Genomic DNA, 15,426 nt, shown 5'->3' with positions numbered 1-15,426 from the left:
GCGGGCGCGCCCGCCCCGCCAGGGTCGGCGCCATGAGCGAGCCGGTGGTGATCGGGCGCGAGCCGGTGGTGATCGAGCGGGCGGGACCCGGGGACGCCGGGGAGCTGATGACCGTGCAGCGCGCCGCCTACGTCGCGGAGGCGCAGCTGTACGGCGACCCGTTCCTCCCGCCGCTGGTCGAGTCGGTCGAGCAGCTCCGCAAGGTGCTGGAGACGGACGCGGTGGTGCTGAAGGCGGTGCTGGGCGGCCGCCTCGTCGGCGCCGCCCGCGCCCAGTTCAGCGAGCACACGTGCCTGGTCGGCCGGCTCGTGGTCGTCCCCGACCTGCAGGGCCGCGGCATCGGGCGGCGCCTGCTGGGCGAGCTGGAGGCCGCGGTCGCGGGCCGCGTGGACGCGTGCGTGCTGTTCACCGGGCATCTCAGCGAGACGAACCTGCGCCTGTACCGCCGCCTCGGCTACGCCGAGACGCACCGCGAGCGCGTCGCCGCGCACCTCACCCTCGTGCACATGCGCAAAGTCCTCGTCCCCGCCGGAACGGCGTAGCCACCCGGGGCGGGGCCCCGGGCTCCGCGGCCACTAGGGTGAGGCCCGTGCTGAAAGTGGGACTCACCGGCGGTATCGGGTCGGGCAAGAGCGAGGTGTCCGCGCGGCTGAACGAGCGCGGCGCGGTGGTCATCGACGCCGACAAGATCGCCCGCGAGGTCGTGGAGGTCGGCGCCCCGGGCCTCGCCGCCGTCGTGGCGGAGTTCGGCGAGGACGTGCTGCTGCCGTCCGGCGCCCTGGACCGCGAGAAGGTCGGCCGCGTCGTGTTCGCCGACGCCGGCCGGCTCGCCGCGCTGAACGCGATCGTCCACCCCCTCGTCGGCGAGCGGATGCGGGAGCTCATGGACGCCGCGCCCGCCGGCGCCGTCGTCGTCTACGACGTCCCCCTCCTGGCGGAGAACGGGCTGGCCCCCATGTACGACGAGGTCGTCGTCGTGGACGCCCCCGAGGAGTCGCAGCTCGACCGCCTGACGTCCCGCCGCGGCATGGCCGAGGAGGACGCCCGCGCCCGCATGGCCAACCAGGCGTCCCGCGCAGACCGCCGCGCCGTCGCCACCCACGTCATCGACAACTCCGGCACCCTCGACGACCTGAAAGCCCAGGTCGACGCCCTCTGGGAGGCCCTGGCCCGCCGCGCCGCCCCCTAGAACGGCGCGTCGAGGGGCAGGCGGTGGACTTCGGCCAGGTAGGGGTCGAGTTCGCCGGGCTCGAAGCGGCACATGCCGACGGAGTACCAGAATTCGGCGGTGGCGTTGCCCTCCCACTTGTAGCGGCCGTCGGGGGCCAGGGCGGCCCAGCCCTCGGCGAGGCCGAGGAGGGTCGCGCGGCGGGCGGGGGCGCCGCGGTCGGTGACGTCCCAGAGGATGACGGCGCCGTCGTCGCCGGCGGTGGCGAGGAGGGCGCCGTCCGGGCTGAACGCGGCCGACCAGATGCGGCGGGTGTGGCCGGTGAGGGTGTGCAGGAGCCGCCCGGTGGACGGGTCCCAGAGGCGGACCACCATGTCGTCGCCCGCGCTGGCGAGCATGGCCCCGGACGGGTGGAACGCGGTCGTCCACAGGCGGCCGCCGTGGCCGGTGAGGGTGTGCAGCGCCCGCCCGGTCGACGGGTCCCACAGGCGGACGGTGCCGTCGTTGCTCGCGCTGGCGAGGGTCTCGCCGGACGGCGAGAACACCACCCGGTAGACGCGGTCGGTGTGCCCCTCCAGGGCCGCGGTGAGCTCGCCCGTGCGGGGATGCCAGAGGCGGACGAGGCCGTCGTCGCATCCGGTGGCGAGGAGCGCGCCGCCCGGCTGGAAGTCGATGGAGCGGACGCGGCCCCGGTGCTCGGCGAGGTTGACGATCTCGCGGCCGGTCGTCCAGTACCAGAGGCGCACGGAGTCGTCGTCGTTGGCGGTGGCGAGGACGTCCCCGGCGGGCGCGAACGCCTGCGCCCACACGTGGTCGGTCTCGACGTTCAGCTCGCGTTCGAAGGCGCCCGTCCCGGCCTGCCACAGGTGGACGCCGCCGTCGTTGGTGGCGGTGGCGAGCTGGGAGTCGCGGGTGCTGAACGCGGCTGAGGTGAGGTTGTCGGCGACGCCGCGCAGCTCGCGGATCATCCGGCCGGAGCGCGGCTCCCAGAGCCGGACGAGGCCGTCGTTGCCGCTGGCGGCGAGCATGCCGCCGTCCGGGCTGAACGCGACGCCGGTGACGCGGCGGCCGTGCCCGCGCAGCACGACGCGGCACTGCCCGGTCTCGGCGTCCCACAGGCGGGCGGTGCCGTCGTTGCTGCTGGTGGCGAGCTGGGCGCCGTCGGGCCGGAACGCGAAGGGCCACACGGCGCCGCGGTGCCCGGCGAGTTCGAGGCGCTGCCGCCCGCGCGCGGGATCCCACAGCCGGACGGACCCGGCGCTGTCGGCGGTGGCGAGGCGGCCGCCGTCCGGGCTGAACGCCGCCTGGTAGATGCCGCCCTCGTGGCCGGACAGGGTGCTGCGGTGCCGGCCGTCCTCCCAGATGCGGACGGACCCGTCGGTGTCGCCGGTGACGAGGAGGTCCCCGCCGGGGTGGAAGGCGATGGCGTAGACGCGTCCGGTGTGGCCGAGGAGCTCCTGGCCGATCTCGCCGGTGCGGATGTCCCAGAGCCGGACGACGCCCGCCTCGTCCCCGGCGGCGAGGTGGGAGCCGTCCGGGTGGAAGACGGCCCGGAACACCGCGCCCCGGTGGCCGGTCAGCTCGCGCCGCAGCGCGCCGGTGGCGAGGTCCCAGACGCGGAGGGTGCCGCCCGCGTCGCCGGTGACCATGAGGGACCCGGCGGGGTCGAACACGGCGGTGTAGACGGGCGCGGTGTGCCCGGAGAGCTCGTGGAGGAGGGCGCCGCCGGCGGCGTCCCAGACGCGGACGGTCCCGTCGGCGGCGCCCGCCGCGACGAGGTCGCCGCCCGACGGGGCGCGGCCGCCGACGACGACCGGCCACACGCCCTCGGGGTGGACGGCGAGGGTGTGCGCCGCGTGCCCGGTGGCGAGGTCCCACAGCCGGACGGTCCCGTCCGCCGACCCGCTCGCCAGGAGGTTGCCGCCGGAGTCGAACGCCACCGCGTAGGCGCGGTCGGTGTGGCCCTGGAGCGTGCGCAGGGGAGTGCCCGTGACGGCGTCGCACACGAGGACGCCGCCGTCCTCGCTGCCGACGGCCAGGACGGACCCGCCGGGGCTGTAGGCGAGCGGCTGCGGGAGGCGGCTCGTCTGGAAGTGGAAGCCGTAGGGGACGCCCACCGCGGGCGGCGCGATCTGGATGTCGATCGGGCGCCCCGGCGCGATCGCGGCCTCGCGCAGCTCCGGCGCGGCGGCGATCCGGTCGGGGAGGACGGCGTCGACGAGGGCGGCGCGCGTCCAGCGGCTGCCGTCGACGGCGACGTCGCGCAGGTCGGCGCGGGCGAGGCGGGCCCGGGACAGGTCGGCGCCGCGCAGGTCGGCGCCGGTGAGGCGCGCCTCGTCCAGCCGGGCGCCGGCCAGCGACGCGTCCCGCAGGACGGCCCTGGACAGGTTCGCGCCGACGAGCTGCGCGTCGGTGAGGTCGGCGCCGGTGAGGTCGACCTCCTGGAGGTCGCGGTAGGACAGGTCCTCGCCCTGGAGGCGGGCGCCGCGCAGGTCGGTGCGCGCCGGGGTCCGCAGGCGGGTCGTGATGCGGATCGCGTTGGCGCGGGCCAGGTCGTCGGCGCCGGGGTCGGCGAGGACGCCGGCCGCCCAGTCCTGGCAGGCGCGCGGGTCGGCGAGGTCGCACAGGAAGTCGACGGTGAGCTGCGTCAGCGCGCGGTGGCCGAGCGCGGCGGGCGCCGCGCCCCGGGCGAACTCGGCGGCGATGTGCCGCGCGACGAGCCACTCCATCACCGAGGTGTGGATGAACCCGAACAGGCCCTCGTCGGTGCGGACGAGCAGGCTGCCCGCGCCGACGGCGTGCGTCACCTGGTGCGGCGACATCCGGCCGCCCGCGAGGCCGGTGAGGGCGTCGGCGACGTCGCCCATCTCGGCGAGGCTCAGGAACTGCTCGTTGCCCTCCCACAGCCGCAGCGCGAGGGTGCCCACGGCCTCCCACATGTCCTCGGCCTTCAGCCCGGACGGCCCGCCCGCGCCGCCGACCCGCTCGGCCTCGTACGCCAGCCAGGACGACAGGATCTCGTGGTACAGGTCGGCGGGGGACACCGCGCGGCGGGCCTGCGCGACCGCGCGCAGCCGGTCCTCGGGGAGGTCGGCGATGAACGACAGCATCCGCGGGTTGGACGTCAGCGCGAGCAGCTCCTCGATCCCCGCGAGCAGGGTCAGCCGCGCCTCGGCCGCCGCCTCGTCCCCGTACCGGTTCACCAGGTAGGAGCGGACCTGCGGCGGCGCGAACTCCTCCAGGCCGAGGACGCGCCGGTGCGGCAGGACGCCGACCCTCTCGCCGAGGGCGGTCAGCACCTGCGCCTGCGACTTGAAGTGCTGCGTCCGGCTCGCCACGACGATCTTGGCCTTGTCCCGGGCGGCCTGGAGCAGCGTGTCGAGGTGGTCGGCGGCCTGGTCGTAGGTCATCCGCGTCACCAGCTCGTCGAACCCGTCGAAGAGCAGGACGATGCGGCCCTGGCGGAGCATGTAGTGGAACGCCTTGAGGTCGATCAGCTCCTCGCCGTGGTTGGCGAGGTGCGCGGCGACCAGGCCGTCCACCGAGTGCGCCTTGTCGAGCGCCCGCAGCTCGATGAGGATCGGGATGACGTGCGGCAGCTCCTCGGGGATGCGGCGGGCCAGCTCGCGCAGCGCGAACGTCTTGCCGCGCCCGAAGTCGCCCAGCAGCAGCAGGAACCGCCCGTGGTCGGCGGCCAGCAGCCGCAGCATCTCGCCGACGACGTCCTGGCGGACGTCCCCGGCGAGGCGGGTCCCCTCCTCGGGCGTCTGGAGGCGGTCGAGCTCCCGGAAGCGCTGCGGGACGTACAGGGACGGCGGGTACAGCCCGTCGGCGGACAGCCGGCCCGTCTGCGCCGTCACGTACTCCGACAGGTCGAGGAGGCCCTGGAACTCGGTGAGGCTGCGCACCCGGATGCCGCGCCGCAGCGCGTCCTCGCGCAGCGACCGGGGCGGGGCCGGGCCGAGGTACACGAGTTCGGAGCCGTGGTCGGTGCCGTCGGCGTGCACGTGCCGGATGAACGCGTCCACGTCGGCCTCGGTCACCTGCCCGACGTGGGCGCCGATGCGGTACTGGCGGACGAAGCCGTCCTCCAGGTGGGTGAGGAGCAGGTGCGGCGGGTCGGAGCGGCCCTCCTCGCGCGCGGGCGGGACGACCCGCCGGATGGTCGCGCGCTCGAACCGCGTCTCGCACGCCTCGGTCAGCCGGTCGAGCAGCCGCGCCGCGGGATCGGGCACGGGGTCGGCGGCGCCGTCCGCCGCGGGCCCGAGTTCGGGGGCGGGCGGGGCGGGCGGCGTCTCCGCGCGCGGGGCCGGGAACGTTCCCCGGACGCTCGCCCAGGTCCGGTCGAGGCGCTCCGGGCCGCGCCGGGCGGCGTCCTCGGGGATCCACCGCTCCAGGCCGTCCCGGTTCAGGACGACGGTCTGGTGCCGCCCCGGGCCGAGCGCCGGGACGGCGGGGGCCCCGCCGCCGAGCAGCGGGACGGCGCCGAACTCCGACTCCGTCCCCTGGAAGAACAGGTTGACGTGGCCGCCGAGCAGCGTCTCCACCGTCTCGGGGTCGCGCAGCGCCCCGGGCTCGCCGGCGATGGGCGTGTGCTCGACGGCGCCGAGGCGCAGCCACCCCTCGCCCTCGAAGTGCCGCAGCCGCTCGTTGAACCAGGCGGCCTGCGCCCGCCCGATCCGGCCGTACCGGTCCTCCTCGCGGTGGGTCTGCGGCAGGGTCGAGTTGAGGCCGGCGACCACGACCCGGAGATCGGGGACGGGGAACAGCGTCCACGGCTGCGCGCTGTCGAAGATCAGCGCGTCGATGCCCTGGTAGAACTCCTTGAACAGGCCCGCGTAGTGCCGCCATTTCGGCCAGTACGGCGGCTGGGGCTCGATGTCGTCGGCCTCGCAGCTGGAGAAGTACGCCTGGCACGCGGCGCGGGTGACGTCGTGGGTGCCGGGCACGACCACGACGCGCTGCGCCTCCAGCCCGAGCAGCGCCCGCAGGCTGGTCAGGAACGACAGCGCCTCGGCGAACTCCTTGCGGCTGCCCGAGTGGGTGATGTTGCCGGTGACGATCAGCAGGTCGGGGCGCGGCACGCCGGAGTCGGCGAGCCGCGTCACGTCGCTCCAGACGCGGTCCTGCAGCTCGGTGGCGGTGGTCGGCTCGCCGGGCTCGGCGAGCGTCCGGCCGAACCGGGGGCCCGACACGTGCAGGACGCTGATCCGCTCGCGGGGCTCGTGGCCGCCGCCCGCCGCGGGGAACGCGGGCGCGGCGACGGGCGCCCGCCGGACGGGCCGCTCCCCGGCCGCCTCCGCGCCGCCGGCGCTCCCGTCCGTCCGTCCCTCAGCGGGCTCCAGACGCCCCGGCAGCACGCCGCCGCCGTCCGGCAGGGGAGGGCCGCCGCCGGGGAATCCGGGGCCGTTCAGGGGACGCGCGTGGCCAGCCAGGGCCTCCTGGATGCGCCGCATCAGCATCCCGCGCGCCTCGTCGGGGTCGTCGATGCCCACCAGGTCGACGTAGGTGATCGTGGACAGCAGCCCGTCGATCGGGCAGTCCTCGATGCGGACCGTGACGAGCTTGCGGGCGGGGTCGTCGGGGTCGGCCCGCAGCGCCGCCATCCACTCCAGCCGCCCGTACCGGGACCGCAGGTAGTTGCGCGACAGCACCGCCACCACGGCCTTGGCCTCCGAGAGGCCCCGGTCCATGAAGTCGATGAAGTTGGTCCCGGGCACGAAGTCCCACGCCTGCATCATCGTCCGGTGCCCGGCGGCCTCCAGCTGCCAGGCGATCCAGGACGCCCACCGCTCGTCCGCGGGGGAGTAGCTGATGAAGAAGTCGGTCGGACGCTCCTGTCCGAGATGGCCGCCGGGGAGTGTCATGCCGCCAGTATCGCGCGGCCGCCGGGCGAAATCATGGTCCGCCGCCTATGGGATCATGGCGGCCGTGCCGCCCTCGATGGAGACCCTGCGCCGCGCCGCCGGCTCCCTGGGCGTCCTCGACTGGGTCCGCATCGGGGTCCTGGCGCTGGGCCTCGCGTTCGTCGCCACGGGCGTGCTGCCCGCCGGCACGGCGCGGGCCAGTGTCGGACGGATCGCGCCGCTGCTGCTGTTCCTCTTCAGCGTCATCATCCTGGCGGAGCTGACCAAGGAGGCCGGCGTCTTCGACGCCATCGCGCAGCGGATGGCGCGGGCCGGGCGCGGCAACTACGTGGCGCTCTTCCTGCTGTGCGTGGCGTTCGCGTCGCTCACCACGATCTTCCTCAATCTCGACACCACGGCGGTCCTGCTGACCCCGGTCATGCTGGCGCTGGCGGCGCGCGCGCGGATCGCGACCCTGCCCCTCGCCATGACGACGGTGTGGCTGGCCAACACCGCGAGCCTGCTGCTGCCGGTGTCCAACCTGACCAACCTGCTCGCCGCCGACCGGGTGGCCCTGGAGACCCGCGCGTTCGCGGCCCGCATGTGGCTGCCGCAGCTGGCCGTCCTGGCCGTCACCATGGCGCTGCTGTGGGTGTTCTACTGGCGCCGGCGCATGCGCGGTGAGGACGCCTACGACCCGCCCGAGCCCGTCCCCGTGCGCGACCGGGTGCTGTTCTCCGCCACGGGGGCCGCGTGCCTGCTGTTCATCGGCGCGATCCTCGCCGGCGTGCACACCGGTGTGCAGCTCGGTGTCGCCGCGAGCGTCGCCGCCGTCGTGGCGGTGGCCGCCTTCGCCGTGCGCGACCGGTCGGTGCTGCGGCCCGGCCTCGTCCCGTGGCAGCTCATGGTGTTCGTCACCGGGCTGTTCCTGGTCGTCCCCACGCTCGAACGGTTCGGCCTGGACGACGTGATGCGCGCCTTCGTCGGCCATGACGGGGACGCCGCGGGGGCCGTCCGGGCCGCGTTCTCCGGGGCGGGCCTGTCGAACGTCCTCAACAACCTCCCCGCGTACGTGGCGGGGGAGTCGGCCGTACCCGTGTCGAACAAGGACCAGCTGCTCTCACTGCTCGTGGGGACGAACGTGGGGCCCGTCATCACCCCGTGGGGGTCGCTCGCCACGCTGCTGTGGTTCGAGTGGTGCCGGCGGTGGGACGTGCGCGTCCCGATCCGCAAGTTCGTCCTCACGGGGACGGTCCTGGCGGTGCTGGGTTGCGCGGCCTCCGTCGGGGCGCTCCTGGCGACCGGCTAGGCGTCCAGGGGACAGGCGCCTGGAGGCCGGGCGTCTAGAAAGCGACGTGGAAGCGGCCGCCTGGGCGGGCTATCCGCGTGGTGGTCTCCAGGAGGCGGTCCAGGAGGTCCGGGCGGGCGGCGACGAAGCCCAGCTCCGACGCCGGGCGGTCGATGCCCATCTCGTAGGGGGCGCCGTCCAGGCGGCGCAGCTCCGCGCCCGCCTCGGCGGCCACCAGCGCCCCGGCGGGCAGGTCGACGATCTCCGGCAGGTAGCCCACGATGCCGTCGATGTCGCCGCGCGCGAGCATCGTCCAGGCCACCAGCGGCGCCCACAGTTGCAGCATGCGCGCGCACTGCTTCTCCACGGCCGTGCGCAGGGCGAACGCGACGAGATCGTCCGACGTGACCTGATGCCCTTGCGTCCACGCCAGGACGGGGTTCTCGTCCCGGCCCGGCCGCGGACGACCGGGCAGCCTCACCGGGCCGCCCTCGGGGCCGAGGGTGCCCTTGCCGCGCACCGCCGACCACGTCCGGCCCGACACCGGGTCGTGGACGACGCCCAAGACCGGCTCGGCCCGCGCGCACAGCGCCAGCCCCACCGCGTACACGGGCATGCCGATCGCCACGTTGTTGGTGCCGTCCAGCGGGTCGACGAGCCACACCATCTCCTCGCCGGGCGCCCCGTCCAGGACGCCGGACTCCTCCGCGATGATCCGGTGCCCCGGATACGCGGCCCGCAGCCGCCCGACGATCAGCTCCTCGGCGGCCGTGTCCAGCGCCGTCACCACGTCCCCGCCCGAGCCCTTCGGACGGGCGTCCAGGGGCCCGCCCACGCCGGCGCTCAGCAGGGCGCCCGCCGCCTCGGCGGCGTCCACCGCCACGCCGCGGGCCTCGGAGAGATCGACCGGAGGGGCCCCCGGCGTGGTCGTGGGTCTCATCGGGCCTCTCCAGTCGGGTCCGCGGCGGCCTACCGGCGCGCCGAGCAGTGGGCGCCGGCGATCCTGCGTGCGGACCGCCGCAGGGCGCGCTCGGTATCGGCTTGGTCGGAACGGGAGCGGTGCACGCGGTGCGTGGGCATGTCCAGAGGGCCGAGCGACAGGTCGCCGCCGCCCGGTGACCGGCGGCCCAGGGCGACCGTGGCCGCGTCGCTGCCGCCCTCGATCAGCGTGCTGTGGAACACGCCCGCCGGCAGAGTGTACGACTCGCCGGTCCGGTGCGCGGTGGAACGGCCGGGGGAGCAGCGGACGGCCCGCCCGGTCGCCCTCAGCTCGTCGACGTCGCCGCGGCTGACGACCTCGAACACCTGCTGCGGCGCCCGTTCGGCGGTCTCCTCCACGTCCATCCGCACGTTCCGCACCGTCCCGTACAGGACGAAGCTGAGCAGTTCCCAGCTGTGGCAGTGCACGGGCGACGTGGTGGACGGGGCCGGACGCACCTCCGGCGTCCAGATGTGCAGGCAGACGCCGAGGTCGCCGCTGCGCTCCACCGGGAGGCACAGGAAGCCCAGCGGGTGGCGCACCGCCGGGACGGGCGGCGCGCCCGCCGCGAGGCCGTCCAGGATCCCGCCGAGGACGCCGCCCGCCCACGGCGGCAGCGTCCGCGCCGCGGTCCCGGCGCGGATCTCCTCGCGGATCTCCCGGTACCTCACTCGTAAGGGTCCTTGGCACGCAGCGCCTTGCGGATGATCTCGATGACGTCCCGGTCGGTGTAGCCGTGCGCGAGGTCGATGCCGATCACGTCGAAGAGCTTGCGGACCTCCTCGACGGTCGGCTCCTCGTCCAGCGGCGCCAGCCTCGCCTGCTCGACGGGGACGCGGCGCGCCTGGTCCAGGCTGGTCTGCAGCTCCGCGCTCACCCAGCTGTAGTAGAACTTCGCGCTGTCGACGACCAGCGCCTCGCCGCGCGGATCGTCGCGGGTCACCACCAGGCGGGACGCGGCGAGGTCGTAGCGCAGCGTCGTCATGGTCCGGGACAGGCCGATGTCGATGTCGAGCATGGCGAACCGCTGCTTGTGCCAGCACGCCGCCAGGATCGTCGCGTACGCCTCCTTGCGGGTGCGCTCCAGCGTCCACGGCTCGCCCGTCGCGTCCGGGCCGTCCGACACCGAGCGGCGGTGGCGCGCGTACGCCTCGCACACCTCCACGTTCGTGGGGTCGAGGATCTCCAGCCGGAACAGCAGCGTGCGCCGCTCCCTGCGCGCCGCCGCCACGCACTCGGGCAGCGTCCGCGCGCGGATGTAGGTGCCCGTCCCGCCCTTGAAGAACCACCGGTCGGTGTCGCGGCGGGCCTCCTCCAGGACGTGCGCGACCTGCGCCCCGCCGATGACCCGGACGACCGTGGTCTCGTCCAGCGCGCGCTTGGTGTCGGACAGGACGTGCTCGAACCCCTCGATGCGGGTCAGCTTGCCGCTCAGCTCGTCGAGGGTGGCCGACGACGACCGCAGCGTGTCGCGGACCTCCGCCTCGACCGGGAGGCGCCGTCCCCGGTCGCGCAGCACCGACGTCGCGAGCAGGCCGATCACCGCGAGGATCCCGCTGTTGGTGATCTCGTCCTCGTTCGGGAGGTTCACCCCCAGCCCCAGGACCGCGACGGCGATCGCCAGCACCAGCGCGATCACCGCGTCGGCGTTCTTCCCGAACCAGTTGGTGAAGCGGGTCATGTTCTGCGGGCACCCCGTCCGTCCTAGTCGGCGCCGGAGACGTTCACGGGGATGCGGGGTCGTCCCCATCGAACGGCACGGCCGGCGCCGTCATCGTAACCACAGGGCCTGGACTGCGGAAAAGCTCCGCAGGTAGGGGCTTCGGTCACTTGCGCGACCGGGTCTCCTTCCGCTCGCCATAGACTCGGCGCATGCGTGTGCGGGGACGGTGGGCGAGAGCGTGGACGGGGGCGTGGCCCACCCGTCGCTCCCGTGCGCTCGACGTCTTCCTCGCCGTGTCCCTGGCCGCCGGAGACGGCGTCTTCCTGTGGTTCGCCGACCAGCGGTTCTGGCTCCCGCCGTCCGTGGTGTCGGCGTGCAGCGTCGTTCTCGGCCTCGCGCTGGTCGCGCGTCGCGTGCGGCCGGTCGGCCTCGCCGTCTTCTCGATGGTGTTCGGGACGGTCACCGGAGCGGGCGTCTTCGCCGCCCTGGTCGTGCTCTACTCGCTCGCCGCGTACACCGCGTCCCGCCGGACGGTGCTGACGATCGCCTTCGCCGCCTACGCCGCCGGGCTGGCCTTCCCGTCCCCGACGGCGGCGACCGAGAACTTCGCGGCGCGGGCCATCTTCGGCATCGCGTTCACCGCCGTCCCCGTCCTGCTCGGCCTTTACATGGGGGCGCGCAAGCAGCTGCTGGCGTCGCTCCAGGAGCGCGCCGCGAGGCTCGAACGCGAGCAGCACCTCCTCGCGGAGCGCGCGCGGGGCGAGGAGCGCACCCGCATCGCGCGGGAGATGCACGACGTGGTCGCCAACCGGGTCAGCGTCATGGTCGTGCACGCGGGCGCCCTGAAGGCGATCGCCGCCCGCGACCCCGTCCGCGCCGCCGAGACCGCCACCGTCATCGGGGACATGGGCCGCCAGGCGCTGGAGGAGCTGCGCCACGTCATCGGGGTCCTGCGCCAGGGCGAGGAGGCCCTTCCCCAGGAGGCCGTGACGCTCGCCCACGTCCGCGAGCTCGTCGGCCAGTCCGGGGCGGCGGGCCTCCGCGTCGACCTCGCGGTCCGGGGCGACGAGCGCCCGATGCCCTCCGCCGTGGGACGGACGGTCTACCGCCTCGTCCAGGAGGCCCTCACCAACGTCCACAAGCACGCCGGGGCCGCCGACACCCGCGTCGCCCTCGGGCTGCTGCCCGAGGCCATCGAGGTGGAGATCGTCAACGCCCCGCCCAGCGCCCGGCCCGAGCACCGCCTGCCGAGCGGCGGCAACGGCCTGGTCGGCCTCCGCGAGCGGGTCACCGCCCTCGGCGGCAGCTTCGAGGCGGGCCCGCGCGGCGGCGGCTACGCCGTCCGGGCCAGGCTCCCGCTGCCCGCCTCCTGAACGCTCCCCCCGATCGCGGCCCGGCCTGCGCGGACGTGGAATGTCGCACCCCCTGAATACAGTTGTGGGGAAGCAGGAGTACGCCGGAGCAGGGGAGAGCCGATGCGCCCAGTCACCGACCTGCGGCGCCGCGTCGCGCCGTTCGAGGTCGTCACCGAGATGACGCCGTCGGGCGACCAGCCGCAGGCGATCGCCGAGCTGACCACCCGCATCGAGGGCGGCGACCGGGACGCCGTGCTCCTCGGCGCGACCGGCACCGGCAAGACCGCCACGATCGCGTGGCTGGTGGAGAAGCTGCAACGGCCCGTCCTCGTCATGCAGCCGAACAAGACGCTCGCCGCCCAGTTCGCCAACGAGCTGCGCGAGATGATGCCGCACAACGCCGTCGAGTACTTCGTGTCGTACTACGACTACTACCAGCCCGAGGCGTACATCCCGCAGACCGACACCTACATCGAGAAGGACTCCTCGATCAACGACGAGGTCGACCGGCTCCGGCACTCGGCGACCAACTCGCTGCTGACCCGCCGCGACACCGTCGTCGTCGCGTCCGTGTCCTGCATCTACGGCCTCGGCACCCCGCAGGAGTACGTCGACCGGATGGTCCGGCTGCACGTCGGCCAGGAGATCGACCGCGACGACCTGCTCCGCCAGCTCGTCGGCATGCAGTACACGCGCAACGACCTCGCGTTCACCCGCGGCACGTTCCGCGTCCGCGGCGACACCATCGAGATCATCCCGCAGTACGAGGAGCTCGCCGTCCGCATCGAGATGTTCGGCGACGAGATCGAGAAGCTCGCCACCCTGCACCCGCTCACCGGCGAACTGATCACCGAGGACGACGAGCTCTACGTCTTCCCCGCCTCCCACTACGTCGCCGGCCCCGAGCGCATGGAGCGCGCCATCCGCGCCATCGAGGCCGAGCTGGAGGAGACCCTCGCCGTGATGGACCGGCAGGGCAAGATGCTGGAGGCGCAGCGGCTGCGCATGCGCACCGCCTACGACATCGAGATGATGCGGCAGGTCGGCACCTGCTCCGGCATCGAGAACTACTCCCGCCACATCGACGGCCGCGGCCCCGGCACCGCCCCCAACACCCTCCTCGACTACTTCCCGGAGGACTTCCTCCTCGTCGTCGACGAGTCCCACCAGACCGTCCCGCAGATCGGCGCCATGTACGAGGGCGACGCGTCCCGCAAGCGGATGCTGGTCGAGCACGGGTTCCGGCTCCCGTCCGCCATGGACAACCGGCCGCTGAAGTGGGAGGAGTTCCTCGACCGCATCGGCCAGACCGTCTACCTGTCGGCGACGCCCGGCACCTACGAGATGAACCGGGTCAAGGGCGACGTCGTCGAGCAGGTCATCCGCCCGACCGGCCTCATCGACCCCGAGATCGTCGTGAAGCCCACCAAGGGCCAGATCGACGACCTCATCCACGAGATCCGCGAGCGCACCGAGCGGAACGAGCGCGTCCTCGTCACCACCCTCACCAAGAAGATGTCCGAGGACCTCACCGACTACCTCCTCGAACTCGGCATCCAGGTCCGCTACCTGCACAGCGAGGTCGACACGCTGCGCCGCATCGAGCTGCTGCGCGAGCTGCGCGCCGGCGAGTTCGACGTCCTGGTCGGCATCAACCTGCTCCGCGAGGGCCTCGACCTGCCCGAGGTCTCCCTCGTCGCGATCCTGGACGCCGACAAGGAGGGCTTCCTGCGCTCCGAGACGTCCCTCATCCAGACGATCGGCCGCGCGGCCCGCAACGTGTCCGGACAGGTCCACATGTACGCCGACACGGTCACCCCGTCGATGGAGCGGGCGATCGACGAGACCAGCCGGCGCCGCGCCAAGCAGCAGGCCTACAACACCGAGCACGGCATCGAGCCCACGGCGCTGCGCAAGCGGATCGCCGACATCCTCGACTCCCTCGTCCGCGAGGACGCCGACACCGAGACCCTCATCGGCGGCGGCGGACGCCAGCAGTCGCGCGGCAAGGCCCCCGTCCCGGGCCTCGCGTCCAGGACGAGAGAGGTCGGCCGGCACGCCGCCGACCTGGTCGGCGAGCGCCCCCGCGAGGAGCTGGAGGCCCTGATCGAGCAGATGACCGACCAGATGCACCAGGCCGCCACCGACCTCCAGTTCGAGCTCGCCGCCCGCCTCCGCGACGAGATCAAGGAACTCAAGCGCGAACTCCGCGACATGAAGGAGGCCGGCGTCAGCTGACCCCGCCGTCCCCCGGCCGGGCGGTACCGGAGGGGGCGGCTAGGCGAAGGCGAGGACGACCCGGTCCTCGACGGGCCGGTAGCCGAGCCGCTGGTACACGCCGTTGCTCGTCGGGTTGGCGAGGTCGGTGAACAGCACGACGTCGCCGGCGCCCGCGTCCAGGGCGCTCCGCGTGACGGCGGCGGTGACGGCGGCCCCGTAGCCGCGCCGGCGGTGCTCGGCGGGCGTGTACACGGGCGCCACCCGCGCCGTCCCCGCGACGATCGCCGTCCGCGCCGCCATCGCCACCGGTCGGCCGCCGGCCTCCCAGAGCAGGAGGCGGCCCTCCGCGAGCCTCTCGTCGACCAGCGCCGGGTCCGCCCGCCTGGGCTGCCCGGTGTCCCGGTGGAAGACCGTGAACCAGTCCAGCACCAGCTCCCGGTCGTCGTCGCCGGCCACGCGCGCGGCGCCCTCCGGCGGTGGATCGGGGGCGTCCAGCCGGCCGAGCCGGTAGAGCCGCTGCCGCATCGCGACGGTGCTCGCCGCCCCCGTCCTGCCCGTCCAGGCGTCCGCGAACGCCCCGGCCGCCTCGGGCGGGCCGTTGACCCCGGGGACCTTCGCGTCCCGCCGGGCCAGCGCGTCCGCCAGCTCGGCGGCGGCCGCCCCGGGCATCGCGCTCAGCATCGGCGGGTACGCGCCGGGCGCCGGCCGGTACGCGCCGGTCCACAGGCACGCGCCCGCGACCCGCGCGTCCGCCGTCCACCACCCGAGCAGCGCGTCCCGCTGGAGAGCGCCGCCCCGGGACCGCATGGAGCCGGTCACGGTCAGCGCCACGCTGTTCGCAACGGGGTCGCTCCGCAGGAAACCGCCCGCCCGAGCGAGGAAACCTTCAAGATCGTCGGTGAGTGTC

Annotated in this window: 10 protein-coding genes; 5 read left to right on the top strand and 5 right to left on the bottom strand. The window is 74.4% G+C overall.

Annotation, left to right across the window (positions count from 1 at the left end):
- The first annotated feature begins 32 nt into the window (after positions 1-32).
- Together ACA511_RS16100 and coaE are read left to right on the top strand one after the other, a co-directional pair.
- Positions 33-542, top strand: coding sequence for a GNAT family N-acetyltransferase (locus tag ACA511_RS16100; protein ID WP_375025129.1), 510 nt, complete (start codon positions 33-35; stop codon positions 540-542).
- A gap of 47 nt (positions 543-589) precedes the next feature.
- Positions 590-1,189: a dephospho-CoA kinase gene (gene coaE / locus ACA511_RS16095; RefSeq protein ID WP_375025128.1), complete on the top strand. Its 600-nt coding sequence runs from the start codon at positions 590-592 to the stop codon at positions 1,187-1,189.
- On the opposite strand, the gene ACA511_RS16090 is transcribed toward coaE, so the two are convergent.
- A complete protein-coding gene (locus ACA511_RS16090; protein ID WP_375025127.1) occupies positions 1,186-7,035 on the bottom strand; it encodes a TIR domain-containing protein in 5,850 nt (1,949 codons plus the stop codon). The two genes, coaE and ACA511_RS16090, sit on opposite strands and share 4 nt — an antisense overlap.
- A gap of 64 nt (positions 7,036-7,099) precedes the next feature.
- Here ACA511_RS16090 and ACA511_RS16085 point away from each other — a divergent pair, with 64 nt between their 5' ends.
- The gene (locus ACA511_RS16085) at positions 7,100-8,323 is read left to right on the top strand and encodes an SLC13 family permease (RefSeq protein WP_375025126.1); all 1,224 of its coding nucleotides are present in this window, start codon (positions 7,100-7,102) and stop codon (positions 8,321-8,323) included.
- A 34-nt stretch (positions 8,324-8,357) separates the two neighbouring features.
- On the opposite strand, the gene ACA511_RS16080 is transcribed toward ACA511_RS16085, so the two are convergent.
- The 3 genes from ACA511_RS16080 to ACA511_RS16070 are packed head-to-tail and all read right to left on the bottom strand — an operon-like array spanning position 8,358 to position 10,962.
- Positions 8,358-9,242 (bottom strand): inositol monophosphatase family protein, encoded by an 885-nt coding sequence (locus ACA511_RS16080; RefSeq protein ID WP_375025125.1) that lies wholly within the window; start codon positions 9,240-9,242, stop codon positions 8,358-8,360.
- A 29-nt stretch (positions 9,243-9,271) separates the two neighbouring features.
- Positions 9,272-9,952: a hypothetical protein gene (locus tag ACA511_RS16075; protein ID WP_375025124.1), complete on the bottom strand. Its 681-nt coding sequence runs from the start codon at positions 9,950-9,952 to the stop codon at positions 9,272-9,274.
- Entirely contained in the window at positions 9,949-10,962 is a 1,014-nt protein-coding gene (locus ACA511_RS16070; RefSeq protein ID WP_375025123.1) for a hypothetical protein, read from the bottom strand. The genes ACA511_RS16075 and ACA511_RS16070 overlap by 4 nt, the downstream gene beginning before the upstream one ends.
- Positions 10,963-11,153: 191 nt before the next feature.
- Here ACA511_RS16070 and ACA511_RS16065 point away from each other — a divergent pair, with 191 nt between their 5' ends.
- Together ACA511_RS16065 and uvrB are read left to right on the top strand one after the other, a co-directional pair.
- Complete coding sequence (locus tag ACA511_RS16065) at positions 11,154-12,317, top strand: sensor histidine kinase (protein WP_375025121.1); 1,164 nt, start codon at positions 11,154-11,156, stop codon at positions 12,315-12,317.
- A gap of 102 nt (positions 12,318-12,419) precedes the next feature.
- Positions 12,420-14,537, top strand: a complete 2,118-nt coding sequence (gene uvrB / locus ACA511_RS16060) for an excinuclease ABC subunit UvrB (RefSeq protein WP_375025120.1) — start codon at positions 12,420-12,422, stop codon at positions 14,535-14,537.
- A gap of 39 nt (positions 14,538-14,576) precedes the next feature.
- Here uvrB and ACA511_RS16055 read toward each other — a convergent pair whose 3' ends face one another.
- Positions 14,577-15,350, bottom strand: a complete 774-nt coding sequence (locus ACA511_RS16055) for a GNAT family N-acetyltransferase (protein ID WP_375025118.1) — start codon at positions 15,348-15,350, stop codon at positions 14,577-14,579.
- Positions 15,351-15,426: the final 76 nt, after the last annotated feature.

Origin of the sequence: Actinomadura sp. GTD37 (genome assembly GCF_041951365.1) — a bacterium.
Taxonomy (GTDB): Bacteria; Actinomycetota; Actinomycetes; order Streptosporangiales; family Streptosporangiaceae; genus Spirillospora.
Note: the sequence above shows the minus strand (reverse complement) of the source record. Positions and strands in the feature narration are given on the sequence as shown.